This is a genomic window from Micromonospora sp. CNZ295 (assembly GCF_004217535.1).
The window spans coordinates 3,047,023-3,070,680 of sequence record NZ_SHKZ01000001.1 but is presented as its reverse complement, the minus strand read 5'-3'; the positions used below and the strand labels follow the sequence as shown (position 1 = coordinate 3,070,680).

The following is a 23,658-nucleotide window of genomic DNA, read 5'->3' as shown; positions in this document are numbered from 1 at the left end:
CCATGGTGGCTGCCCCCTGGCAGGCGGTGACGCTGCTGGTCGATCAGGTCCGGCGGGCGCTGTACGACTACGTCCGGCGCCAGGACCACCCGGTGACCCGGGACGAGGCGGCCGAGGCACAGCGCATCTCGCGCAACCTGGCCGCCTTCCACCTCGACAAGCTGGTCGCCGCCGGCCTGCTGACCTCACGCTATGAGGCGCCGGGCAGCGGGCCGCGCGGCCGTGGCCGGACGCCGAAGGTGTACGAGGCGACCCCCGACTGCATCGCGCTGACCATCCCGGAGCGCCGCTACGAGCTGATCGGCGAGATCCTCGCCCAGGCGGTCGCCGAGGAGCCCACCGACGCCCGGTCGGCCGCCCTGCGCGTGGCGGAGCGCCGGGGCGCGGAGCTGGGCCGGCAGGTCGGCGGCCGCGAGCCGGTCGTCGACGTGCTGGCCGGGCTCGGCTTCGAGCCGGCCGGCGAGGGGGCGCTGATCCGGCTGCGGAACTGCCCGTTCCACCAACTCGCCGTGCAGCAGACCGAGCTGGTGTGCGGCCTCAACCAGGCCTTCGTCGCCGGGCTCCTGGCCGGGCTGGGCCGGATGGACCTCCAGGCCCGGCTGGCCCCCGCCCCCGGTGCCTGCTGCGTGCAGATCCGGCCGGCCTGACGCCGGGCCGACCGTCACCGCGCCGCCGGTCGGCCCAGCCGGGCCGCTCAGGTCAGGAGGTCGGTGAGCGGCACACCGGGGTCGGCGAGCCGGTCCAGGTCGACGCCCCGGCCACCGTGGCCCGCCCGTACCAGCGCCTGGATCGGATCGGTCACGTCCCACACGTTGGCGTTCATCCCGGCCAGCACCCGGCCGTCGCGGACCCAGAAGGCGATGAACTCCGGCGCGCCGCCGCCCGATACGGCCGGGTCCCCGCGGAACACCACCCGGTCGTAACCGCCCGGCGCCACCCACCCCGAGTACTCCATCCCCAGGTCGTACTGGTCCGAGTAGAAGTACGGCAACCGGGCGTACTCCACCTGCTGGTCCAGCATGGACCGGGCGGCGGCCGGGCCGCCGTTGAGCGCGTTCGCCCAGTGCTCGACGCGGATGTGCCGGCCGAGCAGTGGGTGGTGCGCGTTCGCCACGTCGCCCGCGGCGTAGATGTGCGGATCCGAGGTGCGCAGCCGGGCGTCGGTGACGATGCCGTCGTCCACCTTCAGGCCCGCCGCCTCGGCCAGGCGGGTGTCCGGCCGGATGCCCACGCCCACCACGACGGCGTCGGCGGGCAGCCGGGTGCCGTCGGTCAGCAGCACCGACGACACCCGCCCGGATCCCGACAGTTGCGCGACGCCGACGCCGAAGTGGAACGTGACGTCGTTGGCGCGGTGCAGGTCGGCGAAGACCCGGGCGACCTCGTCGCCGAGCACCCGCTGCAGCGGCAGGTGCGCGGCCTCCACCACGGTCACCGCGCCGCCGCGGCGGCGCGCGGCGGCGGCGATCTCCAGGCCGATCCAGCCGGCGCCGATCACCACGATCCGGGCCTGCTCGGTGAGGGCCGCGGCGATCCGGTCCGAGTCGGCCAGGGTGCGCAGGTAGTGGACACCGTCGAGGTCGGCGCCGGGAACGTCGAGACGGCGGGGCGTGGAGCCGGTGGCCAGCAGCAGCTTGTCGTACCCCAGCCGGTCGCCGTCGGCCAGCGTCACCTGGCGGGAGTCGCGGTCGACGGCGGTGACCCGGGTCCCGGTACGCAGGTCGACGTCGTTGGTCTGGTACCAGCCGGCGTCGTGCACGTACACCTCGTCTCGCGAGGCGCTGCCGAGCAGCAGCCCCTTGGACAGGGGCGGCCGTTCGTAGGGCCGCTCGGTCTCGTCGCCGAGCAGCACCACCCGGCCGCCGAAGCCCTCCTCACGCAGTGTCTGGGCGGCCTTCGCGCCGGCCAGGCCGGCTCCGACGATGACGAAGGTGGGGCTTGCCATCGGCGTACTCCAATCGGGTCAGCGGGCGCCGGTCAGGGCGAGGAACTCGGCCCGGGAGCGGGCGTCGTCCCGCAGCGTCCCGAGCAGCGTGGACGTCACGGTGGTGGCGCCCGCCGCCCGGACGCCGCGCAGGGTCATGCAGAGATGTTCCGCCTCGATGACCACACCGACCCCCCGGGGAGCCAGTTCGAGGGCCAGCCAGTCGGCCACCTGCCGGGTCAACCGTTCCTGCACCTGCGGGCGGTGGGCGAAGAGCTCCACGACCCGGGCGAGTTTGGACAGACCGAGGATCCGGTCGCCCGGCAGGTAACCGATGTGCGCGACCCCGACGAACGGCAGCAGGTGGTGTTCGCACACCGACCGCACCGGGACCGACCGGGCCAGCACCAGTTCGTCGTACCCCTCGTCGTTGGGGAACGTGGTCAGGTCGAACGGGCGGGCGGTGAGCAGCTCCGCGTACGCCCGGGCCATCCGGCCGGGCGTGGCCCGCAGGCCGTCGGCGGCCAGGTCGACGCCGAGCGCGGTCAGGAACCGGGCGGCGGCCGACTCGGCGGCGGCGAGGTCGTGCCTCGGTTGGTGGTCGACGCGACGTGGAGCAGGTGCGATGGTCACGTCGACCTCCATTTTCACCAACGGCCGCTTCTTAATTTGCCATCCTGGACCCTGGCGGTCCGGATTTCAAGAGCGCCCGTCGATGTCCGAGGTCAGCGCCGCTCCTGGCAGGGGACGCAGTACCGGGCCGCGGGCCGGATCTCCAGCCGGGCCGCCGGGATCTCGCCACCGCAGCCCTCGCAGGTGCCGTAGCTGCCGTCGGACATCCGCCGCAGCGCCTGCGCGCTGTCGGCGACGCCCTGCCGCGCGGCCTCGATCAGCCGGCGCAGGGTGTCCGGGTCGTGGCCGCCGTGGTCGGGCTGCCGCGAGTACACGGTCAGCTCGGTGAGCTGGTCGGTGTGCTCCCGGAACTGGCGCTCCAGCACGTCGCGCAGGGTCTCGGTGCGGTCGTTCACGGTGTGCGTCATCGTCGGTGGCTCCTTCTCGAAGGGCTTCCGGGCTCAGGTCCCGGCGGGATGCCGGCTCGCCGCCACGGCGGCCAGGCTGGCGCCGGTCAGCGCGGCGGTGCGCGGCGACGCGGCGCGGTGCACGGACGCACCCAGAGCGGCCACCAGCCGTGCGGTCAGGTCGGGTCGCGTCGCGCCGTCCCCGACGACCACGATCCCCCGGGCCAGCGCCGCCGTGACCATCGGCCGCACCGCCGGCTCCCGCCGCAGCTCCCGCACCAGCCGGGCGACGGTGTCGGCGAGCATCGAGGCGGTCACCGCGTGGTTCAGGTCCCGGGTACCGACCTCGGCGCGCCGCGCCGCGATCACCCGGCCGTCCTCCAGGACGGCCACCTCGGTGAGCTGGGCACCGACGTCGGCGAGCAGCAGGGTGCCGGCGGCCGCGCCGGCACCGATGGCGCCGGCGCGTACGGTGTCGACGAACAGCAGCCGGGACGGCGCGAGCACGGCGGCGAGCACGCGCCGCATCGCCTCCTGGTCGGCCGGAGCGGAGAGCACCGGGCGGCAGGCGACCACCAGCGCCCCCACCGGCACCGGCGTGCGGTGGTCCCGCAGCAGCCGCCGCAGCTCGGCGACGCACGCGGGGCCGTCCACGACCCGCCCGCGTCGCACCACCGGCGTCCGCAGTCCGTCGCCGAACGGCACGCTCAGCATGCCGGCCGGCCCCAGCCAGATCCGCAGGTGCGCGCTGCCGAGGTCGACCGCGAGTGGCTCGGGGTTGACGGTCGCCGCCGGCCGCGAGGTGTGGGAGCGGCCGGCGAGCATGCCGGTGCGGCCGGACGGTTGGACGGACGTGACGTGGACGGGCATACCGACCTCTCTCACGGGTGGATACGACGATGCCGCCGCCGGTGTCGGGGCGGCGCGAGAAGACGGAGGGTGCGGCGGAGACGGGCCGAACTCGTCAGGTCGCGGAGCCGCGCGACGGCCGGGCGAGCGGACCGGGAGGCGGGCTCGACGGGGAGCCGGCCGGCGATGCTGGCGGAGCCGCCGAGGTACGGGTCGTCATCACCGCCTCCTCCGTGGTCGGGTATGCGTCGGACCTCCAGCGTCGGCCGAAAACCCCGGCCTGACATTGCGCGCCGCCGGCCAACAACGATCGGCCCGCTTGCCGGTCACCGGAAATATCGACCGCTCACCGTCAGTGATTCTTCACGTTCCGTGGTCGGTCGAACCGAAGTCGGCGAGCCGCCACTGCCTCCCCGGCCGGCTATGGTTGCCGCATGCGGAACCGGCAGCACTCCAGCGACATCGACCAGCGGCTCACGCTGTCGATGCTCGTCGTGCTGGCGGTGGTCGGATCGGCGGTGCGGGCCGGCGGCGCGCTCGGCATGTGCATCGTGGTCCGGCTGGCCGGAGCGGTCCCGGGTTGCGTGCCCGCCTGGTCGGCCGACCGGGCGCCCCCCGGTGCGCCGTCACCCTCCTGACCGCCACCGCCGCCCGCCCCCGCGCGGGCCGTTTCCGCCTGGAGTCTCCCATGCAGATCGAACGCACGACGCTGCCCGGCATCGGGGTCCGGCACACCTTCACCACCGAACAGGGCCGCCGGGTTGGCATCGTCGAGTACGACGTCGGCGGCCGCCGCGAGTTCCTCCACGACGACCCGGACGACCCGGACCGCATGGTCAGCCTCACCCTGACCCCCACCGAGGCGAACGCCCTGGCGACGCTGCTGGGCTTCCCCGAGCTGGTCGCCGCCGCGTGACCGCGTCACGCCGTCGGCCCGGGCAGCGGCTGGCGCGGCCAGTCCAGCGCCCGGGCGCCGAGCACGGCCGCGTGCAGCGTGAACCGGTCCCGCGACTCCGCCGGGTCGTAGCCGCTCAGCGTCCGGATCCGCTCCAGCCGGTAGGTCACCGTACGGACCGAGACGTGCAGCCGGCGGGCCGCCTCGGTGGCGACCTGCCCGCAGGCGAAGTACGCGTCCAGGGTGTCCAGCAGCGGCTCGGCCCCGCCCCGCGCCCGACGCAGCGGGCCGAGCACGGCCTGCACGAGATCCACCATCGCCGGCTGGTCCCGCAGCAGGACCCGGTAGATGAGCAGGTCGTGGGCGTCGATGACGGCGGTGTCGGCGTGCAGCCGCTGCGCCATGGTGAGCGCCTCGCGGGCCTCCTCGTAGGACCGTGCGATGCCGTACAGGCCGGGGTGCGGGCGGCCGACGGCCACCTGCCACGGCCGGCCGCGCGGCAGCCGGTCCAGTTCCGCGTGCATCAGCCGGCCGAGGTCCCCCACCGGGGCGCCCTCACCCTCGGCGCCCCGGTCGGGCGTCACCGTGTCGGCCGGCGCGATGACGACCAGCAGTCCCTCCTTCGTGGCCACCAGCACGTCCCGGTCGCCCAGCCGGTCGAAGATGACCCGCTCCAGGGCGCTGATCGCCGCGTCGGTGTCCGGCAGGCGCCGGCTGGGCGCCGCCAGCGCGACCTGGTGCACCCGCGCCAGGTCCAGCCCGAACGGCTCGGCGCGCTCCACCAGCCCGCCCAGGTCCGACTCACCCCGTAGCAGGTCGTCGACGAGTTCCCGGCGCAGCGCCTCCTCCCGGCGGACCAGTTCCCGGCGGGCGACCGCGTACCCCTCGGCGAGGGTGGCCACCGCGGTGTCGACGACGTGCAGCACCGCCTCCGCCGCCGCCCGCACCACCTCGCTGTCGGTGGAGCGCACCAGCTGCGGCAACTGCTGCCACAGCCGCCGGGCCGCGGACAGGTAGAGGCGCACCGCCCGTCCCGCCGAGACGCCCTGCTCGGCGGCGCGACGCCCGAGCACACCGACGGCGTCGAGTTCGCCGCGGCGCGGTCGCCGCCCGGTCGCCGCCGCGTCGGCGAGCAGCCGCAGGTAGTCGCCGAGCAGTTCCACCGGCACCCCGCCGGCGTCGGCGCTGGCGGCGCGGGCCACCTCGGCCAGCCACGCGTCGTCGGACGGCCCCCGACGGGCGCTTCCGGCCATCGCGGACACCTCCCCCGGCACCTGGACCTCGCGGGACCAGCCTAGAAGGTGGCCCGGGTGTTCTCCTGAGGTCTACGGTGACGGCGCCCGGCCCGGCGACGCCGGCCAGACCGGCGGCGTCACCCGCGAGCCGAGGCCCAGCCGAGGAATCGGGCGTGCAGGCGCGCCGGCGACGTCCCGGTGTCCAGCTCGGCGAGCTGCTCGGCTGCCTCGGCCTGGAGCGTCGCCAGATAAATCAGCAGAGCTGCTCGGTCGTTGCGATACTCCCCCAGGAGACGGAGCTTCGCGGGCGAACAGGGCCAGGCGATCCCGCACGCCGAGCAGCGCCAGGTGGGCCGGGACGGAAGATGCTCGGTACGGCGTCGGCTCATCGCGCCGCTGCCCGCTTGGGAAGCGGCCGAAGAGAGCTGCGCGGAACGGTCGGTGGCTCGCGGCGGGCGTCGCTCACCCATCGGACGCCGGCGCGTAAGGCGTACAGCTCGCGGCGGCGTACGGCCTCCCCGCGCGGGTTCAGCTCGTACCCCTCGAACCAGAACCAGCCAGCGTAGGGGTGCCGGTCGGTCAGTTCGCGGATCACGCGGACGGTCAGCGAACGGACGAACTGAGGCGATGCCGCGCGGGTCAGCAGAACAAGGTCTCCGGCCCGCAGCGGACCGGCGTTCACCAGCGGCCCCCGTGCCCACGCCGGGGAAGCGGCGGCGGATCAGGTTTGCACCGCAGGAAACGCAGGCGCATGGCGGCCTCCCTACTCGTTGGAAGGGGTCGCCCCGGTTGCTCGCCCAGGGCGACCCCGACTGACGCGACCGCCGGGCCCTCGAATCGCCTCCACCGGTCACGCCGTCCACAAGGCACCTTGCCAACGGTTGCCAGACAATCACACAGCGTTGTCTAATCTTCTTCGGACGGTCGTTTTGCTCCGGGGGAGGAGAAGGATGAACCAGGCGTTTGTCGCCGCGCTCGCCGAGGCGGGTCACACGGCCGAGAGCCTCGCAGGCCAGATCGGAGTGCATCCCAAGACCGTTGCGCGGTGGGCAAACCCCGGGCATATTCCGCAGAGCCGGCACCGGGCGACCGTCGCAAACCTGCTCGGCCAGGATGTCGACGCGCTCTGGCCGGATGTTGGCAAGCGGCGCGAGCCGGTGTGGTTCCGGCCGTGGGTCGACATCGAGCGCGAGGCGACCACCCTCCGCGCGTTCCAGCTTGCCTGGGTTCCCGGCCTGCTCCAGACCGAGGCGTACGCGCGAGCGACGCTCACCGGGGGCGTGCTGACCCCGGACACCGTGGACGACCTGGTCGAGGCGCGGCTCAACCGGCAGGCGATCCTCCGCCGCGAGCGCGGTCCGCTGCTGGTGGCCGTCCTCGACGAAGGGGTCCTCCGGCGGCGGGTGGGCAACAGCCCGGCGCTCATGGCGGAGCAGCTCGCACATCTCCTCGAGTGCGTCGACCTGCCGAGCGTGCAACTGCACGTCGTCCCGCTCGACGCGCCGAGCTATCCGGGCCTGGACGGCCCGTTCACCATCGCCGACCTGCCAGGCGGCTCGCGGGTGGCCCATGTGGACGGTCCAGCCCAGGCGCAGATCCTCGACCAGCCCTCCGACCTTGTTACGCTTGAGCGGCGCTGGGAACGCATCCGCGGGGAGGCGCTTCCGCGCTGGCGCACCCTGGATCTCCTGAAAGAAGCGGCAAGCTCATGGACATGACCGCAGCACGGTGGCGCAAGAGCACGAAGAGCGGCGGCAATGGCGGTGACTGCGTCGAGGTCGCCGACAACCTTCCCGGCGTGGTCGGCGTCCGGGACTCGAAGGACCCGGCCGGGCCGGCACTGGCCTTCTCCCCGGCCGCCTGGCGGGCGTTCATCGCCCAGGTAGCCGATCGGGCTTGACGGGAGACACACGGGAGAGCGCCCATCCTCCTATCGGGACCTCACCGGCGTGCACACCGACAACGGCGGGTTGATCGGACCGCATTACGAGAGGTGCCGCCCTAGCGCTGGCATGAACACCGCGAATACAAGCAGTCCCGATCCGACCCACAGAAGGTGCTCGCGCCACGGGACACATTCGGTGACGCCACGTGGAGTAGAGCGACCCTCGCCGACGCTGTCACGAAACGCACATATTCTTTCTGCCGCTTTCCTAGCACCGGGATACCCGACCAGCGCACCAATCAGGGATTGTTGGTAGGCGGCAGAATAGACTTTCTCGCCGCGACCCGCGATGTCAATTTGAAGGCCATCTTCGCCATACGCGCCGCGCACCTTGGACCAGGGAACGTAGATCTGCCTCCCGGGGTTCCGGATAACGAGCGCCTCGGTCGTCAGCCGCACCATCGAAAACATGGAAAATACGGCGACCGAATAGCAGATTGCGAGCAGGAAAAGCGCTGGCGTCAGCACTTCAATCGGCCCGTTGTTCGCTCCAAAGGCAACCATCGCCATGGCGGAGATAACCCATAGCGCCGAGCCACTAACGAACAGCATTCGCGATCTCAGCGTCACGCGCCTCACCTACGCCACGCTTCCCTTCATCTCCGAATACCAACTCATCCACTCGGCATCGCCGGGCCCAAACAGTTGTTGCTGGTGCGGGTGACCGTGTACTCCCGGTCGTCGTGGGTGATGCCCGACGGTACGCCGTCGAACCAGGTCTCCACCTTCGCCCAGCCTCGACGCTGCTCGTAGTGCAGGTGCGGAGCGCCCGAGTTGCCGGTGCTGCCAACCTTCCCGATCTGCTCGCCCTGCTCGACCCGCTGGCCGACCCGGACCAGCGGCGGCTCCAGCAGGTGCAGGTACTGCGTCTCCCACCGGCCGCCGTGGTCGATCTTCACCCAGTAGCCGCCGCCGCGTCCGCGCGGACCGTCCGGGTCGTCCGGTGTCCGGCCGCCCAGCGTGCCGTTGATCCCGGCCACGGTCACCTCGCCGGCGGCGGAGGCCAGCACGGGCCGCCCCCAGGCTTCGCCCTCGTCGGGGAACAGGTCGACGTCGTAGTCGTCGTGGCCCGGGTACGTGCCGAGCCGCCATTCCTCCCCGCACGCCACGGGCAGCTGGAACAGCGGGCGCGGGCCCGGCGGCAGCAGCAGCGGCACGACGACCACGGCGACGGCGACGAGGGCGGCGACCGCGCCGAGCGCGAGGACGACGAGGGTACGGCGGCCGGTGGTCATCGCCCCGAGCATCGCAGAAGCCGGCAACAGACCCGGTCGCCTCCCCCGGGCCGCGCTGCGCGACCCTCGCCTACCGTTGACGCACGCCGCTCCCGACCGGCGTGCGGAGGAGGTCGGATCGACCATGACCGAGCAGGTACGGGTACCGGACCCGGGCGACGACGACGCCGTCTTCCGGTTCGCCCACTCTTACAACGGTTACGAGCTGCACGGCGGCCTGAACCACCTGTCCGAAGAGGTCCGGGCGGTGCAGGAGCACTGGCAGCGGACCGGGGAACTGGGCGACGACCTCGACCGGCTGCGGGGGTGCCTGTTCTTCGAGGCGCGCGGCTGGCGGCACGCCGGCGGTTGGGGCTCCTTCGCGCGCCAGCCGTTCGTCGCGGCGCTTCTCACCCGTATCCGGTCGCTGTCCGGAGGCTCCGTGCCGGCGCGCGGGACCGTGGCCTGAGCCGCCTAGGCAGGACCAGCATTACCTGACTAAAGTCAGGCATCATGAGGGACGAGTTGGTAACGGCGGTACGGCGGTTCAACCGGACGGTCACCCAGCGGGTGGGCGCCCTCGACGACGAGTACATGGCCCGCGGGCGGCCGCTCGCCCAGGCACGGCTGCTGTGGGAGATCGGCCCCGCCGGCGCCGAGGTAGCGGCGCTGCGGGCCCGGCTCGGGCTCGACTCCGGATACCTGAGCCGGTTGCTGCGCACCCTGGAGAGCGACGGGCTGGTCACGGTCGGCCCGGCGGGCGGCGACGGGCGGGTCCGGGTCGCCGGCCTCACCGAGGCCGGCCGGACGGAGTGGACCGAGTTGGACAAGCGCTCCGACGAACTCGCCTGGTCGATCCTCGCGCCGCTCGACGAACGCCGCCGGGAGCGGCTGGTCGCCGCGATGGAAGAGGTCGAGCGCCTGTTGATCGGCTCGATGGTGGTCATCGAGCCGTGCCCACCCGGTGACCCCCGGGCCCGGGCCTGCGTCCGGGCGTACGCCCGCGACGTCGCGCGGCGGTTCGACGACGGTTTCGATCCCGCGCTCAGCAGCCCGTTGCGGGACGAGGAGGTGGTCCCGCCGGCCGGCGTGTTCCTGCTCGCCACGCTGAACTCGGAGCCGGTCGGCTGCGGCGCGGTCAAACTGCACCGCGACGCGCCCGCCGAGATCAAGCGGGTCTGGGTGGCCGACAGCGTCCGGGGCCTCGGGATCGGCCGGCGGATGCTCGACGAGCTGGAGCGGTACGCCGCCGAGCGGGGCTGGACGACCGTGCGGCTGGACACCAACCGCAACCTCAGCGAGGCGATCGCGATGTACCGTGCCGCCGGCTACCGGGAGGTCGAGCCGTTCAACACCGAGCGCTACGCCCACCACTGGTTCGAGAAGCGCCTCCCCCGGTGACCGCCCGGCGGTGCGGACGAGCCGGCGGCCGCCCCGCCGTCGGTGCACAACGGGCCGGCCGCCCGTGGCGTCGGGCCCGGTGCGCCACCGGACCGCTCACCCGGCCACCTCGCCCGGGGCCGGCGTCAGCAGGGAGTCGCCCGGGCCGGGGCCGCCCGCCGCGTACTCCTGCAGCGGCACGGTCCCCGCCCGCCACGCCGCCAGCACCGGCGTCACGATGCGCCAGCAGTCCTCGGCGGTGTCACCGCGCACCGACAGGGTGGGGTCGCCGTCGAACGCGCCGCGGAGCACCTCGCCGTAGGGCGGCAGGTCGCCCGGCCCGAAGTCGGCGCTCAGGTGCACCTGGTCGAGATCCATCGGGTGACCCGGTCCGTTGATGTTCACGTCGAGGCCGAGCCGGTCCGGGCCGAAGCCGATCCGCAGCCGGTCCGGCTGGTCGTACCCGGTGAGTCCGGTGGGCACCCGGGGCGGCTGCTTGAAGGTGATGACCGCCTCCTTGCGCTTGTCGGCCAGGGCCTTGCCGGAGCGGAGCCGGAACGGGACGCCCGCCCAGCGCCAGGTGTCCACCGCCAGCACCACCTCGGCGAGCGTCTCGGTCCCGCGGGACGCGTCGACGCCCGCCTCGTCGGCGTACGCGGGCAGCTGCCGCCCGGCGACCGCGCCGGCCGCGTACCGGGCCCGCCGGCTCCACCGCACCGGGTCGTCGTCCCACACGCGGGTGGCCCGCAGCACCTGCGCCTTGCGGCCCCGCACGTCGCGGGCGTCGAGCGTGGGCGGTGCGTCCATCGCGATCAGCGCGAGGACCTGCAGGAGGTGGCTCTGCACCATGTCGACGAGTGCGCCGGCGTTGTCGTAGTAGCCGGCCCGGCCCTCCAGGCCGAGGGTCTCGTCGAAGACGATGTCGACGCAGGCGACGTGTGCGGAGGTGAGCACCGGCTCGAAGATCCGGTTCGCGAAGCGCAGCCCGAGGATGTTGACCACGGTGGACTTGCCGAGGAAGTGGTCGATCCGGTGCACCTGGTCCTCGGGGACGAGCCGGGCCAGGATCTCGTTGAGCGACCGCGCGGAGACGGCGTCGGTGCCGAACGGCTTCTCCAGCATCAGGCGGGTCCCGGGCGGCAGACCGATGCGGGCCAGCGCGGCGGCGGCCCGGGCGGTGATCATCGGCGGCAGCGCGAAGAAGATCACCAGCCGGCCGTGGCAGGTGGCCAGCAACCGCCGCAGATCCTCCTCCCGGGTCACGTCGGCCGGGACGTACCGGCTGGTCCGCACGACCTCGGTCGCCCGCGGACCGTCCGCGCCCACCGTCGCGAAGGAGTCGGCCACCCGGCGTTGCCACCGCTCGTCGTCCCAGTCCTCCGTGCCGCTGCCGATCAGGGTGAGATCCGGCGGGGTGCCGGTGGCCACCAGCCGGCCGAGCCCGGGCAGCAGCAGCCGCGCGGCGAGGTCACCGGTGGCGCCCAGCAGCAGCAACGTCTGGGGAACGCGATCCGATCCGGTCCGGGGCGAGGTAGTCATGCCCAACACCATGCCCTGCCGGCCGCGGCGGTACGCCGGTTCCGCCCGGAAGCCACCGCCGGGTCAAAGTGCGCTATCCGGGTATGTGATGCGAATCGGTCGTCTAGCCTGGCTCAGGTGATGGAGCACTCACGATGACGACGACCTCGACCGTCACGGCGGGGGCCGGTCTGGACACCGTCGCCGACCTGGCCGCGCAGCTGCGGGTGGACTCGATCCGCGCGACCACCGGCGCCGGCTCCGGCCACCCGACGTCGAGCATGTCCGCGGCGGACCTGCTGGCCGTCCTGATCACCCGACACCTGCGTTACGACTGGGACGACCCGAGGGCCGCCGGCAACGATCACCTGATCTTCTCCAAGGGGCACGCCTCTCCCCTGCTGTACGCGGTGTTCAAGGCGGTCGGGGTGGTCTCCGAAGAGGAGCTGATGACCGGCTACCGGCGCTTCGGCCAGCGCCTGCAGGGCCACCCAACGCCGGTGCTGCCCTGGGTCGACGTGGCGACCGGCTCGTTGGGTCAGGGGTTGCCGGACGGCGTCGGCGTCGCCCTCGCCGGCCGGTACCTGGACCGCTACCCGTACCGGGTGTGGGTGCTGTGCGGGGACAGCGAGATGACCGAGGGCTCGATCTGGGAGGCGCTGGACAAGGCCGCCTACTACCGGCTGGCCAACCTCGTCACCATCGTCGACGTCAACCGTCTCGGCCAGCGCGGCCCCACCGAGCTGGGCTGGGACCTGGCGGCCTACGCCCGTCGCGTCGAGGCGTTCGGCGCCCGCGCGCTCGTCGTCGACGGCCACGACCTGGCCGCGATCGACGCGGCGCTGGGCACGGCCGGCGACCCGAGCGGCGACCGGCCCACCGTCGTGCTGGCCCGCACGGTCAAGGGGTACGGCTTCAGCGAGGTCGCCGACCAGCCGCACTGGCACGGCAAGCAGCTGCCCCCCGACCTCGCCGACCGGGCCGTGGCCGAACTCGGTGGCGTCCGCAACCTGGTCCTGCGCGGCCCGACCCCGGCCGCCGCGCCGGAGCTCCGCCGGCCGGCCCTGCCCGCGCCGGCACAACCGCCGCGGTACGCGGTCGGCGAGAAGGTGGCCACCCGCAACGCGTACGGCGAGGCGCTGGTGGCGCTCGGCAGCCGGGACCAGCGGGTGGTCGCGCTCGACGGGGAGGTCAGCGACTCCACCCGCGCCCACAAGTTCGCCGAGGCGTACCCCGACCGCTTCTTCGAGATGTTCATCGCCGAACAGCAGATGATCGCGGCGGCGACCGGCCTGGCCGTGGCCGGCTACCGCCCGTTCGCCTCCACGTTCGCGGCGTTCCTGACCCGGGCGCACGACTTCATCCGGATGGGCGCCATCTCCGGCGTCGACCTGTGCCTGGTGGGGTCGCACGCCGGGATCGAGGTCGGCGCCGACGGGCCCTCCCAGATGGGCCTCGAGGACCTCGCGATGCTCTGCGCGACGTACGGCTCGACCGTGCTCTACCCCAGCGACGCCACCAGCACGGCCGCCCTCGTCGAGGCGATGGCGACCCTGCCCGGCATCAGCTACCTGCGCACCACCCGCGGCGCGTACCCGGTCCTCTACCCGGCCGGAGAGGCGTTCCCCATCGGCGGGTCCAAGATCCTGCGGGGCGGCGACCAGGACGAGGTCACCCTGATCGGGGCCGGGGTCACCGTCCACGAGTGCCTGCGCGCCGCCGACCTCCTCGGCGAGCAGGGCGTCCGCGCCCGGGTCGTCGACTGCTACTCGGTCAAGCCGATCGACACCGCCACCCTCGCGGACGCCGCCGACGCCACCGGCGGGCGCCTCGTGATCGCCGAGGACCACCGGCCGGAGGGCGGGCTCGGCTCGGCGGTCACCCAGGCCCTGCTGGCCGCCGGCACGTCCCCGCGGCACGTGGCCCACCTGGCCGTACGCGGCATGCCGGGCTCCGGTAGCCCCGCGGAGCTGTTCGCCTGGGCCGGCATCGACGCCGACCACATCGCCGCCGCCGCCCGCGCCCTGGTCCGGGAGGGGTGAGCGACGCCGCTCAGCTGCCCTTGACGGTGAGCGGCAGGCCGAGCCGGTCCGCGGCCAGCGGGGCGAGCGCCTCCGGCGGCAGCCGGAGGTCGAGCACCAGGCCGCTTTCGTCCGGCCCGAGCGGTTCCAGGATCGCCGCCTGGGAGTCGAGCAGGCTCGCCGGCATGTAGGGGTGCGTCCGGGTGGCCATCCGCTCGCGGATCACCTCGGTCGGGCCGGCCAGGTGCACGAACTCCACCTTCGGCGGTCCCTGCCGGAGGACGTCGCGGTAGGACCGCTTGAGCGCGGAGCAGGCCAGCACCGTCGACACCCCCGCCCGGTGACGGGCCGCCATCCACCCGGCGAGATCGCGCAGCCAGGGCCAACGGGCGGCGTCGTCCAGCGGCACCCCGGAGCGCATCCGCTCCACGTTCGCCTCGGAATGGAACTCGTCGGCCTCCGCGAAGGCGAGCCCGGTCAGCTCGCTGAGGAGCCGCGCCACCGTCGTCTTGCCGCACCCGGACACCCCCATCACCACGACGTGGCGCGTACGGCGCGGGTCACCAGTCATGGACGGTGCCGTCCTGGAGCCGGTTGAAGGGCAGGTAGGCCGGGACGTACGGGAAGCGGGCGGCGGCCTCCTCGTCCAACTCGACGCCGATGCCGGGCTGCTCGCCCGGGTGCAGGTAGCCGTCGGCGAAGGTGAACGACTGCCGGAACACCTCGTTGGTGAGTGGCCCGTGCCGCATGTACTCCTGGATGCCGAAGTTGTGGATGGCCAGGTCCAGGTGGAGCGCGGCGGCCATGCCCACCGGCGAGATGTCGGTCGGTCCGTGGATGCCCGACTTGATCTGGTACTGCGCGGCGTAGTCGAGCAGCTTGCGCAGGGCGGTGATGCCGCCGGTGTGGGTGACGGCCGACCGCACGTAGTCGATCAGCTGCTCCCGGATGAGGGTCTGGTAGTCCCACACGGTGTTGAAGACCTCGCCGATGGCCAGCGGAGTGGTGGTGTGCTGGCGGACCAGCCGCAGCGCCTCCTGGTTCTCCGCCGGGGTGCAGTCCTCCAGCCAGAACAGGTCGTACGGCTCGAGCGTCTTGCCCAGCTTCGCCGCCTGGATGGGCGTCAGCCGGTGGTGGGCGTCGTGCAGCAGCGGCAGCTCGGGGCCGAACTCGTTGCGGACGGCCTCGAACACCCCGGGCAGGTGGCGCAGGTAGGCGCGGCTGTCCCAGTCCTCCTCGGCCGGCAGCGGGATGCGCTGCGCCGGCTCGTAGTCGTAGCGCTTGCCGTCGACGCTGGGCTGGGCGGCCACGCCGTAGACCGCGTTGATGCCCGGCACCGAGGTCTGCACCCGGATCGACCGGAAGCCGTCCGCCAGGTGCCGGCGGATCGAGTCGAACAGCTCCGGCAGGTCCCGACCGGAGGCGTGCCCGTACGCCATGATGCCGGTGCGCGACGCGCCGCCGAGCAGCTGGTACAGCGGCATGCCGGCCGCCTTGGCCTTGATGTCCCACAGCGCGACGTCGACCGCGGCGATGGCCGCCATCGTCACCGGCCCGCGCCGCCAGTACGCCGAGCGGTACAGGAACTGCCAGGTGTCCTCGATGCGGTGCGGGTCCCGGCCGATCAGCAGCGGGACGACATGGTCGCGCAGGTACGAGGCGACCGACAGCTCGCGTCCGTTGAGGGTGCCGTCACCGAGACCGACGACGCCGTCGTCGGTCGTGATCTTGAGGGTGACGAAGTTGCGGTCCGGACTGGTGACGATGACGTCGGCGGCGGCGATCTTCACGGGGTGGCCTTTCTTCACACGTGGATGGTGTCGGCTAGCGGAGAACGCTTCCGGTCTCGTGGCCGTCGAGGAGGGTCAGTTCGGCGCGGCGGGGCAGGCCTTCGCAGTCGCCCCGGCTGGAGACCGCGAACGCGCCGAGCGTGGTCGCCCGGCGCAGGCACCCGGCCAGGTCGAGGCCGTCGAACCACCCGGACAGGTAGCCGGCGGTGAAGGCGTCGCCGGCGCCGACGGCGTCGACGGCGGTCACCGGCACCGCCCCGGCGTAGCGGGTCTCGTCCGGGGTGTGCGCCCGGGCGCCGTCCGAGCCCAGCTTGACCAGGACCGTCCGCACCCCCTGCCCGAGCAGCTCCGCCACCACCGTCGCCTCGTCGGCCCCCGGGTCGCCGACCAGGTCCAGTTCGTCGGCGGAGGCGATGACCACCGCGGCGCGCCGCGCCAGCGGGGTGAGCACCTCGCGGGCCCGGTCCCGGGACCAGAGCCGGGCGCGGTGGTTGACGTCGAGGCACACCGGGACGCCCGCCGCCGTGGCGGTCTCGACCGCCCACTCGGTGGCCTCCCGGGCGGTGTCGGACAGGGCCGGGGTGATGCCGGTCAGGTGCAGCATCCGCGCGCCCGCGGCCAGCGCCGGGCGCAGGTCGTCGACGCGCAACGCGGACCCGGCCGACCCGGAGCGGTGATACTGCACCCGGGTCAGGTCGGCGGTGCGCTGCTCCAGGAACATCAGGCCGGTCGGCCGGTCGGGGTCGCGGACCACGCCGTCGACGCCGATCCCCTCGGCCCGCAACTGGCGCAGCACGTACTCGCCGAACTCGTCGGTGCTCACCCGGCCGGCCCAGGCGGCCCGGTGGCCCAGGCGGGCCACGCCCACGGCCACGTTGGACTCGGCGCCGGCCAGGTGCATCGTCAGCGGTCCGCCGGCGGCGAGCGGGCCGGCCGAGCGCAGCGACACCATGGTCTCGCCGAAGGTGAGCAGGTCGGGTGCGGTCATCGGCGGTCCGGCTCCCGCACCGCGGCGAGGTAGGTGCGGGCCCGGTCCCGCAGGGCGGCCAGGTCACCGCCGGACGCGGCGTCGCCCACCAGCGGTCCGCCGACCCCGACGGCGATCGCGCCGGCCCGGAGGTAGCCGGGCACGTCGGCCAGGCCCACGCCGCCGACCGCGACGAACGGGATGTCCGGGAAGGGGTCGCGCACCGCCTTGAGGTACGCCGGGCCGCCGACCGACGCCGGGAACAGCTTGATCGCCGACGCGCCCATCCGCATCGCGGTGTACGCCTCGGTGGGGGTGAACGCCCCGGCGGCGACCGGGATGTCCCGCCGCGCCGCCTCGGCGATCGACTCGACCACGGCCGGGGTCACGACGAACTGCGCACCGGCGGCGACCACGTCGGCGACGTCGGCGGCGGTGAGCACGGTGCCGGCGCCGACCAGCGACCCGGCCGGCGCGACGGCGCGCAGCGCCGCGATGGCCCGCGCCGCGTCCGGCGTGGTGAGGGCCACCTCGACCAGGCGTACGCCCTCCTCCAGCAGGGCGGTGCCGGCGGCCACCGCCCCGTCGGTGCTGGTGCCGCGGATGACCGCCAGGATGCGGGCGTCGGCGAGTTCGGCGGTGAGATTGACGGTCATTCAGATCACCATTCCGCGTAGGAGCCGTCGCGGTGCCGCCAGGTCGGGCTGCGCCAGGCGTGGCCGCGCTTGTCCGCCGCCCGCACCGCGTCTTCGTCGATCTCGATGCCGAGGCCGGGGCCGGTGAGCCGCTCGACGTACCCGTCGACGAACGTCAGCGGGGCCTTGTCGAGGCAGTAGTCGAGCACCTCGGCGCCGAGGTTGTAGTGGATGCCGATGCTCTGTTCCTGGATCAGGTAGTTCGGCGTGGCGAAGCCGACCTGCAGGCAGGCCGCCAGCGCGATCGGCCCGAGCGGGCAGTGCGGGGCGAGCTGCACGTCGTACACCTCGGCCAGCGCGGCGATCTTGCGTACCTCGGTGATGCCGCCGGCGTGCGAGAGGTCCGGCTGCGCGACCGCGATGCCGGCCTGCAGCACCGGCAGGAACTCCTGCCGGCTGTAGAGCCGCTCGCCGGTCGACACCGGGGTGGTGGTGGAGCGGACGAACTCGCCGATCAGGTGCGAGTTCTCCGGGACCACCGGCTCCTCCAGGAAGAACGGCCGGAACTCCTCGAGCAGCGGCGCGACCCGGCGGGCGCTGGCGAGCGTGAACCGGCCGTGGAAGTCGACCGCCACGTCCCGCTCGTCGCCGAGCACCTCACGGGCGGCGGCGACCCGCCGGACCACGCCGTCGAGCTCGGCGACCGAGGCGACCGCGCTCATCCGGCCGGACGCGTTCATCTTCACCGCGGTCAGTCCGCTCTCGACGGCGGCGCTGATCTGGTCGCGGACCTCGGCGGGCTCGTCGCCGCCGACCCAGCCGTAGACCCGGATCCGGTCCCGGACCGGGCCGCCGAGCAGCTGGTGCACCGGGGCGCCGAAGTGCTTGCCGGCGATGTCCCAGAGCGCCTGGTCCAGCCCCGCGACGGCGCTGGCCAGGATCGGCCCGCCCCGGTAGAACGAGCCCTTGGTCAGCACCTGCCAGTGGTCCTCGATCCGCAGCGCGTCGTTGCCGACCAGCAGCTCGCTGAGCTGCTCGACGGCGGCGCGTACCGTCTCGGAGCGGCCCTCGCACGTCGCCTCGCCCCAGCCGACGATCCCGTCGGTGGTCTCCACCCGGACGAAGAGCCAGCGGGGCGCGACGAGGAACGTCTCCACCCGCGCGATCGTGGTCATGGCCTCAGCCCTTCGTGGCGCCGGCGGTCAGGCCGGAGACGATGTACTTCTGCACGAACAGGGCGATCACCATGATCGGCAGGGTGACCACGGTGGCCGCCGCCATCAGGCCGCCCCAGTCGATGCTGGCGTAGCCGACGAAGTCGAAGATCGCCACGGGCAGCGTCTTGGTGTCGGCGCCGGAGAGCACCAGGGCGAACATGAAGTTGTTCCAGGAGAAGATGAACGACAGGATGCCGGCGGTGGCGACGCCGGGCACCGACAGCGGCAGGGTGATCCGCCGGAAGGCGCCGATGTGGGTCAGGCCGTCGACCAGCGCCGCCTCTTCGAGTTCGGTGGGCAGGCCGTCGAAGTAGCCCATCATGATGTAGACGATCAGCGGCAGCGACACGAACATGTGGCTGAGGATCAGCACCGTGTACCCGCCGACCATCTGCAGGTTCGAGAAGACGTAGTACCAGGGCACCAGCAGCGACACACCGGGGATCACCCGGGCCATGAGCACGACGAGCGCGGACTTCTTCATGTTGAAGCGGCTCATCGAGAACGCGGCGGGCACCCCGAGGATCAGCGAGAGCACCGTCGCCGCGAGCGCCACCCAGAGGCTGTTGCCGATGAACTCGACGTAGTTCGCCCGCTGGAGGACGGTGTCGTAGTTGGTCAGGGTGGGCGAGAAGGCGAAGGTCTTCTCCGGGTCGTAGATGTCGACGTTGGTCTTGAGCGACGCCGTCACCATCCACAGCAGCGGCGCGACCAGCGCGAGCACCACGACGACGAGGGCCACCGACCGGAACGCCTTGAACGGCTTGCTCGGCTTCATCGCTCCAGCCCCTTCTTGCGGTAGGTCAGGGCCCACATCACCCCGATGATGATCAGGAAGAAGATGATGAGGACTGTCGATGAGACGCCGTAGTCGTTGTAGTCGAAGCTCAGGCCGTACGCGTAGACGTTGAGGGTCTCCACCTCGTGGAACGACCCGCCGCCACGGCCTTTGGTGGCATACAGGATGTCGAACGTCTTCAGCGCGTCGATGCCGCGCAGCAGGATCGCGACGATCACGGTGGGCATCAGCAGCGGCAGCGTGACATGCCGGAAGCGCTGCCAGGTGCTGGCGCCGTCGATCAGCGCCGCCTCCTGGGGCTCGTCGGAGAGCGACGTCAGGCCGGCGAGCAGGATCAGCACGACCATCGGCGTCCACTGCCAGATGTCGATGAACATCGTGGTCGGCAGCGCCGAGTTCTGGCCGGACAGCCACGGCTGCGGGCCGATCCCGACATAGCTGAGCAGTTGGTTCGCCATGCCGATGTTGGGGTCGAAGATCAGCCGCCACATCATGCCGACCGCGACCGGGGTGGCCACGAGCGGCAGCAGGATGGCGACCCGGACCCACTTCTCGCCCCGGAACGGCCGCCACAGCAGCAGGGCGATCGCCATGCCGAGCACGACCTCGACGAGGAGCACGACGCCGGTGAAGAGGACGGTGCGCCACACCGCCGGCCAGAACCGGTCGGTGTCGGCGAGCACCTCCAGGTAGTTCTGGAAGCCGATGAACTCGCTCTCGGCGCGCACCGAACCCTCGGCGTCGGTGAGGCTGAGATACCCCGTCCACGCCACCGGGAAGATGATCAGCACGGCGACGAACGCCATGGCGGGTGCCGCGAAGAGCCACTTGCGGTGCGCGTTGAGCCAGCGCGACCAGGCCGGGTCCGCCGACGTGGGGCGCGCCTCGGGCGTTCTGGTGGCTGGTGTGGTGACGGCTGACATGAGGTCTCCGGGGTCTCAGGGCGGCCAGGGTCCGGCGCGGGTGGCGGGGCCGGTCGGCCCCGCCACCCGCGGTCGGGTTACTTCGCCTCGTCGTCGAGGAACTTCTGGAACGCCTCGTTCGCGGCGTCCGCGGAGGCGGCCGAGTCCTTGCCGGTGATCGCGTCGACGATCGGCTGGCCGACGATCTCGCGAGCCTCGGCGACCTTCACGACCAGCGGGCGGTCGTGGCCGATGCCGTTGGCGGTGCTGACCTTGGTCGCCTCGGCGAGGTCGGCCGGGTAGGTCGCGGTGCCCTCCGGGTTCTCCCAGACGGAGGTACGGGCGCCGGGGACGCCGGCCTTCTGCTGCTCCAGCGACTGCTCCTTGCCGGCCGCCCACTGGATGAACTTCCAGGCGTTGTCCTTGTTCTTGGACGCGTCGTTGATGCCGAGCGCCCAGGACGGGACGTTGTACGGCTTCGAGCCGCCCGGGCCGGCCGGGAAGACGGCGAAGCCGACGGTGTCGGAGACCTTCGACTTGGCCGGGTCGGTGGCGTTCTTGTAGAGCGAGTTGGCCTCGGTGTAGAAGGCGGCCTTGCCCTGGGTGAAGATCGCCATCGCCTCGGACCAGCTCATGTCGGTGCTGATGTTCGCCGGGCCGTGGTCGCGCAGCAGGCCGCCGTAGTAGGCGTACGCCTGCTTGGCCTGCTCGGTGTTGACCGACGCCTTGCCGCTGGCGTCGACGAAGTCACCGCCGAAGCTGTACAGGAAGCTGGAGAACTGGGTGACGGCCGCCGACTTGCCGGTACGGGCCACGAAGCCGGCCACGCCCGGGTTGTCCGCCTCGACCTTCGCCGCCTGCGCCTTGAGCTCGTCAAGGGTCTTCGGCGGGGCGGTGAAGCCGGACTTCTCCAGCAGGTCCTTGCGGTAGTACAGGACCTCCTGCTCGGTGATGATCGGCACGCCGACCAGCTTGTCCTCGTACGTGGTCGCCTGGACCGGGCCGTCCTGGAAGTCGGCGATCTCGAAGGCGCTGTCCGACTTGGCCCGCTCGCTCAGGTCGGCGAGGTACTTGTTCTTGGCGAACAGCTTCCCCTCCTGCAGCGGCCGGTACATCATCACGTCGATGTCGCTGGACCCGGCGTTCAGCTTGACGTTGTACTGGTCCGACAGCTGGTCCTCACCGAGCTGGGTGACCTCGACCTTCAGGCCGCTCTGCTTCTCGAACTCCGGCAGCGCCTTCTTGATGTTCTCCGTCCAGACGTGGTTCACCAGCGTCACCCGGAGGGTGTCGGAGCCGCTGCCGCCGTCCTCGCCGCCGCAGGCGGCCAGGCCCATGGCGGCGACCACGGCCAGAGAAGTGCCGATTATTGCTCGACGTCGCACGCTTGTTTCTCCTTCTGTCCCGGTCGCAACCCCGGCTAGGGCGCTACCTCGGCGTTTACATCCGCTTAACGCCGGATGCTAGGTCGAAAAAGCAGACTTATACAAGAGGTTGATCTAACTGATATGCTCCGTGGCGTGGAACGGTACTCCTCCGGGGCCGCAGCTGCCCAGAACGCCTCTGCCGAGGCCGGGCTGCACGCACGCGTCCTCGATCACCTCGGCACCGCGATCTGCGGTGGCGAGCTCCCACCGGGTTCGATCCTCAACATCGACGAACTGGTCGACCGGTACGCGGTGTCCCGCTCGGTGGTCCGCGAGGTGCTGCGGGTACTGGCGTCGATCGGGTTCATCGAGACCCGCCGTCGCGTGGGCGTCACGATCCGCACCGCGGACGCCTGGAACGTCTTCGACCCGCAGGTGATCCGCTGGCGGCTCGCCTCGGCCGGCCGCATCGCCCAGATCCGCTCGATCACCGAGCTGCGCACGGCGATCGAACCGCACGCCGCCTGGCTGGCCGCCGACCGCATCGGTCACGACGAGGCGAGCGAGCTCGTCGGGCTCGCCGCCAAGATGTGGGCCGCCGGCAAGGCCGGCGACGAGGAGCGGTTCCTCCGCCTGGACATCGAGTTCCACCAGCGGGTGCTGGCCGCGTCCGGCAACGAGATGTTCGTCAAGCTCCAGGACCTCGTCGCCGAGGTGCTCAGCGGCCGGCACCACTACAACCTGATGCCGCACCACCCGCACGAGCAGGCACTCCAACTGCACGCCGACGTGGCCCAGGCGATCCAGCGACGCGACGGCGAACGCGCCCGCAGCGCGATGGTGGAGATCATGGAGCACGCCTTCGACGAGATGAAGGCCATCTGGGAGAAGGCCGCCGACCCGGCGGTGGGCGACGGCGAGATGCTGCTGCGGCCCTGAGCCGCGCCGTCCCGGCTACCGGGCGAAGGTCCAGACGCCGCAGATCAGCAGGATGCCGAGCCACCCGGCCGCACCCAGCCCCGCGAGGAAGCGGTCCAGATCGAACGCGTACGCGGTGAGGACGGCGGCGCCGAGCACGACCAGCTCCGCGAACACGAACAGGACCAGCATCAGGAAGGCCACGCCGAACCGGCCGCCGGCCTCCAGGTCCGCCGTGCCGGCGTCGTAGTACAGGTACGGCAGGAGCGCCGCGCCGACGGCGACCGCGTGCCCGACCAGGGCCACGGCGACTCCGCCCAGGACGGAGCCCGAACCACCCCGCAAGGACACCCGCCACCCCACTCACCGTCGCCCGACGACCGGCCGTCACGATATCGCGCCGGTACGCCGCGTGGTGGCGGCGGTTTCGCGGGTCAGCGCTCCGTGCGGTCGTCGATCTCGGTGCCCGACTCGTGGGGCCGCGCGCCGATCGCCTCCTCGGCGGCCTGCCCGCCGGTGCTCTGGTCACCCAGCTTGAGGCTGCTGCGGGGCAGCCCGGACAACCCGGCCGGATCCTGGATCTCGCCCTGCACGCCACGCGCGTCCTGGGCCCGGTCCTCGATCGTCGTCTCGCCGCGCCGCGCCCCGATCGCCTCCTCGGCGGCCCGCCCGCCCGTGCTCCGGTCACCCAGCGAGAGGTCGCTGCGGGGCAGCCCGGACAACCCGGCCGGGTCGCGCGTCGGCTGGTCCACGGCACCGGCCGGCTGTGCGGCCGGCCCGCCGGCGGACTCGCGCCGTCCGACACCTCGTGCGTGGTATCCGCCCGCTCCACCCGACTCGGCGGGTTCGGTGTCCACCGGCCGGCCGTCCGGCTCGGCCAGTCCGGCCCGGCGCAGCATGTCGACCAGCTCGTCGTGCGGCATGCGCTCGGTGTCCGGGATTCCGGCGCCGCGGGCGATCGACCGCAGCGTCGCGAGGTCCTGATCCGCGAAGGTCTCGGCCATGCGGCAGGCTTCCCCGAGCCGGGCACCGGAAACCTCCGCTCGCCGGCGGGACGGCACGG

General features: G+C 72.6%; 28 protein-coding genes and 1 pseudogene. 9 read left to right on the top strand and 20 right to left on the bottom strand.

Going from position 1 to position 23,658, the window contains the following annotated elements:
• The first annotated feature begins 2 nt into the window (after positions 1–2).
• Complete coding sequence (locus EV376_RS14560; protein ID WP_130323586.1) at positions 3–647, top strand: helix-turn-helix domain-containing protein; 645 nt, start codon at positions 3–5, stop codon at positions 645–647.
• Positions 648–694: 47 nt separating this feature from the next.
• Here EV376_RS14560 and EV376_RS14555 read toward each other — a convergent pair whose 3' ends face one another.
• The 4 genes from EV376_RS14555 to EV376_RS14540 form a co-directional block, all read right to left on the bottom strand.
• On the bottom strand, positions 695–1,945 hold the full coding sequence (locus tag EV376_RS14555; protein WP_130323584.1) for an FAD-dependent oxidoreductase: 1,251 nt from the start codon (positions 1,943–1,945) through the stop codon (positions 695–697).
• A gap of 18 nt (positions 1,946–1,963) precedes the next feature.
• Positions 1,964–2,557, bottom strand: coding sequence for a GTP cyclohydrolase I (gene folE, locus EV376_RS14550; protein ID WP_486482632.1), 594 nt, complete (start codon positions 2,555–2,557; stop codon positions 1,964–1,966).
• Positions 2,558–2,649: 92 nt separating this feature from the next.
• The gene (locus tag EV376_RS14545; RefSeq protein WP_130323582.1) at positions 2,650–2,964 is read right to left on the bottom strand and encodes a TraR/DksA family transcriptional regulator; all 315 of its coding nucleotides are present in this window, start codon (positions 2,962–2,964) and stop codon (positions 2,650–2,652) included.
• 33 nt (positions 2,965–2,997) lie between these two features.
• The gene (locus EV376_RS14540; RefSeq protein ID WP_130323580.1) at positions 2,998–3,813 is read right to left on the bottom strand and encodes a rod shape-determining protein; all 816 of its coding nucleotides are present in this window, start codon (positions 3,811–3,813) and stop codon (positions 2,998–3,000) included.
• Between the two features lie 413 nt (positions 3,814–4,226).
• Here EV376_RS14540 and EV376_RS14535 point away from each other — a divergent pair, with 413 nt between their 5' ends.
• Both EV376_RS14535 and EV376_RS14530 read left to right on the top strand, forming a co-directional pair.
• Positions 4,227–4,430, top strand: coding sequence for a hypothetical protein (locus EV376_RS14535; RefSeq protein ID WP_130323578.1), 204 nt, complete (start codon positions 4,227–4,229; stop codon positions 4,428–4,430).
• Positions 4,431–4,480: 50 nt separating this feature from the next.
• On the top strand, positions 4,481–4,708 hold the full coding sequence (locus EV376_RS14530) for a cation:proton antiporter regulatory subunit (RefSeq protein ID WP_130323576.1): 228 nt from the start codon (positions 4,481–4,483) through the stop codon (positions 4,706–4,708).
• A 5-nt stretch (positions 4,709–4,713) separates the two neighbouring features.
• Here EV376_RS14530 and EV376_RS14525 read toward each other — a convergent pair whose 3' ends face one another.
• The 3 genes from EV376_RS14525 to EV376_RS30485 form a co-directional block, all read right to left on the bottom strand.
• Complete coding sequence (locus EV376_RS14525; protein WP_130323574.1) at positions 4,714–5,940, bottom strand: helix-turn-helix domain-containing protein; 1,227 nt, start codon at positions 5,938–5,940, stop codon at positions 4,714–4,716.
• 119 nt (positions 5,941–6,059) lie between these two features.
• On the bottom strand, positions 6,060–6,311 hold the full coding sequence (locus EV376_RS14520; RefSeq protein ID WP_130323572.1) for a flavin reductase: 252 nt from the start codon (positions 6,309–6,311) through the stop codon (positions 6,060–6,062).
• The gene (locus tag EV376_RS30485) at positions 6,308–6,604 is read right to left on the bottom strand and encodes a hypothetical protein (protein WP_207228156.1); all 297 of its coding nucleotides are present in this window, start codon (positions 6,602–6,604) and stop codon (positions 6,308–6,310) included. The genes EV376_RS14520 and EV376_RS30485 overlap by 4 nt, the downstream gene beginning before the upstream one ends.
• A gap of 268 nt (positions 6,605–6,872) precedes the next feature.
• On the opposite strand from EV376_RS30485, the gene EV376_RS14510 reads away from it, so the two are divergent.
• Together EV376_RS14510 and EV376_RS14505 are read left to right on the top strand one after the other, a co-directional pair.
• On the top strand, positions 6,873–7,640 hold the full coding sequence (locus EV376_RS14510) for a Scr1 family TA system antitoxin-like transcriptional regulator (protein ID WP_130323570.1): 768 nt from the start codon (positions 6,873–6,875) through the stop codon (positions 7,638–7,640).
• Positions 7,631–7,822: a DUF397 domain-containing protein gene (locus EV376_RS14505; RefSeq protein ID WP_130323568.1), complete on the top strand. Its 192-nt coding sequence runs from the start codon at positions 7,631–7,633 to the stop codon at positions 7,820–7,822. The genes EV376_RS14510 and EV376_RS14505 overlap by 10 nt, the downstream gene beginning before the upstream one ends.
• 84 nt (positions 7,823–7,906) lie before the next feature.
• Here EV376_RS14505 and EV376_RS14500 read toward each other — a convergent pair whose 3' ends face one another.
• Positions 7,907–8,437, bottom strand: a complete 531-nt coding sequence (locus EV376_RS14500; RefSeq protein WP_130323566.1) for a hypothetical protein — start codon at positions 8,435–8,437, stop codon at positions 7,907–7,909.
• A gap of 44 nt (positions 8,438–8,481) precedes the next feature.
• On the bottom strand, positions 8,482–9,102 hold the full coding sequence (locus EV376_RS14495; RefSeq protein WP_486482631.1) for a M23 family metallopeptidase: 621 nt from the start codon (positions 9,100–9,102) through the stop codon (positions 8,482–8,484).
• A 124-nt stretch (positions 9,103–9,226) separates the two neighbouring features.
• Between EV376_RS14495 and EV376_RS14490 the strand changes: the two genes are divergently transcribed.
• Both EV376_RS14490 and EV376_RS14485 read left to right on the top strand, forming a co-directional pair.
• Complete coding sequence (locus EV376_RS14490; protein ID WP_130323563.1) at positions 9,227–9,550, top strand: hypothetical protein; 324 nt, start codon at positions 9,227–9,229, stop codon at positions 9,548–9,550.
• A 44-nt stretch (positions 9,551–9,594) separates the two neighbouring features.
• Positions 9,595–10,482, top strand: coding sequence for a bifunctional helix-turn-helix transcriptional regulator/GNAT family N-acetyltransferase (locus tag EV376_RS14485; protein WP_130323561.1), 888 nt, complete (start codon positions 9,595–9,597; stop codon positions 10,480–10,482).
• A gap of 96 nt (positions 10,483–10,578) precedes the next feature.
• Here EV376_RS14485 and EV376_RS14480 read toward each other — a convergent pair whose 3' ends face one another.
• Entirely contained in the window at positions 10,579–12,000 is a 1,422-nt protein-coding gene (locus EV376_RS14480) for a glucose-6-phosphate dehydrogenase (RefSeq protein WP_486482630.1), read from the bottom strand.
• 134 nt (positions 12,001–12,134) lie between these two features.
• On the opposite strand from EV376_RS14480, the gene EV376_RS14475 reads away from it, so the two are divergent.
• A complete protein-coding gene (locus EV376_RS14475; protein WP_130323556.1) occupies positions 12,135–14,021 on the top strand; it encodes a transketolase in 1,887 nt (628 codons plus the stop codon).
• Between the two features lie 10 nt (positions 14,022–14,031).
• Here EV376_RS14475 and EV376_RS14470 read toward each other — a convergent pair whose 3' ends face one another.
• From EV376_RS14470 to EV376_RS14435, 8 genes are all read right to left on the bottom strand, one after another.
• Entirely contained in the window at positions 14,032–14,571 is a 540-nt protein-coding gene (locus tag EV376_RS14470; protein WP_130323554.1) for a gluconokinase, read from the bottom strand.
• A complete protein-coding gene (gene manD / locus EV376_RS14465; protein WP_130323552.1) occupies positions 14,561–15,808 on the bottom strand; it encodes a D-mannonate dehydratase ManD in 1,248 nt (415 codons plus the stop codon). Before manD ends, EV376_RS14470 begins: the two co-directional genes overlap by 11 nt.
• A 16-nt stretch (positions 15,809–15,824) precedes the next feature.
• Entirely contained in the window at positions 15,825–16,778 is a 954-nt protein-coding gene (locus EV376_RS14460; RefSeq protein ID WP_130323550.1) for a sugar kinase, read from the bottom strand.
• A complete protein-coding gene (locus EV376_RS14455) occupies positions 16,775–17,413 on the bottom strand; it encodes a bifunctional 4-hydroxy-2-oxoglutarate aldolase/2-dehydro-3-deoxy-phosphogluconate aldolase (RefSeq protein WP_130323548.1) in 639 nt (212 codons plus the stop codon). The genes EV376_RS14460 and EV376_RS14455 overlap by 4 nt, the downstream gene beginning before the upstream one ends.
• A gap of 5 nt (positions 17,414–17,418) precedes the next feature.
• On the bottom strand, positions 17,419–18,567 hold the full coding sequence (gene dgoD, locus EV376_RS14450) for a galactonate dehydratase (protein ID WP_130323546.1): 1,149 nt from the start codon (positions 18,565–18,567) through the stop codon (positions 17,419–17,421).
• 4 nt (positions 18,568–18,571) lie between these two features.
• Positions 18,572–19,387, bottom strand: coding sequence for a carbohydrate ABC transporter permease (locus tag EV376_RS14445; protein ID WP_130323544.1), 816 nt, complete (start codon positions 19,385–19,387; stop codon positions 18,572–18,574).
• Complete coding sequence (locus tag EV376_RS14440; RefSeq protein ID WP_207228155.1) at positions 19,384–20,331, bottom strand: carbohydrate ABC transporter permease; 948 nt, start codon at positions 20,329–20,331, stop codon at positions 19,384–19,386. Before EV376_RS14440 ends, EV376_RS14445 begins: the two co-directional genes overlap by 4 nt.
• 77 nt (positions 20,332–20,408) lie before the next feature.
• Complete coding sequence (locus EV376_RS14435) at positions 20,409–21,695, bottom strand: ABC transporter substrate-binding protein (RefSeq protein WP_486482629.1); 1,287 nt, start codon at positions 21,693–21,695, stop codon at positions 20,409–20,411.
• Positions 21,696–21,830: 135 nt separating this feature from the next.
• On the opposite strand from EV376_RS14435, the gene EV376_RS14430 reads away from it, so the two are divergent.
• On the top strand, positions 21,831–22,616 hold the full coding sequence (locus tag EV376_RS14430) for a FadR/GntR family transcriptional regulator (RefSeq protein WP_486482628.1): 786 nt from the start codon (positions 21,831–21,833) through the stop codon (positions 22,614–22,616).
• Positions 22,617–22,631: 15 nt separating this feature from the next.
• Here EV376_RS14430 and EV376_RS14425 read toward each other — a convergent pair whose 3' ends face one another.
• Positions 22,632–22,946, bottom strand: coding sequence for a hypothetical protein (locus EV376_RS14425; protein ID WP_130323540.1), 315 nt, complete (start codon positions 22,944–22,946; stop codon positions 22,632–22,634).
• Positions 22,947–23,461: 515 nt separating this feature from the next.
• Positions 23,462–23,656 (bottom strand): annotated as a pseudogene (locus tag EV376_RS30890) (hypothetical protein); the annotation flags it as partial.
• Positions 23,657–23,658: the final 2 nt, after the last annotated feature.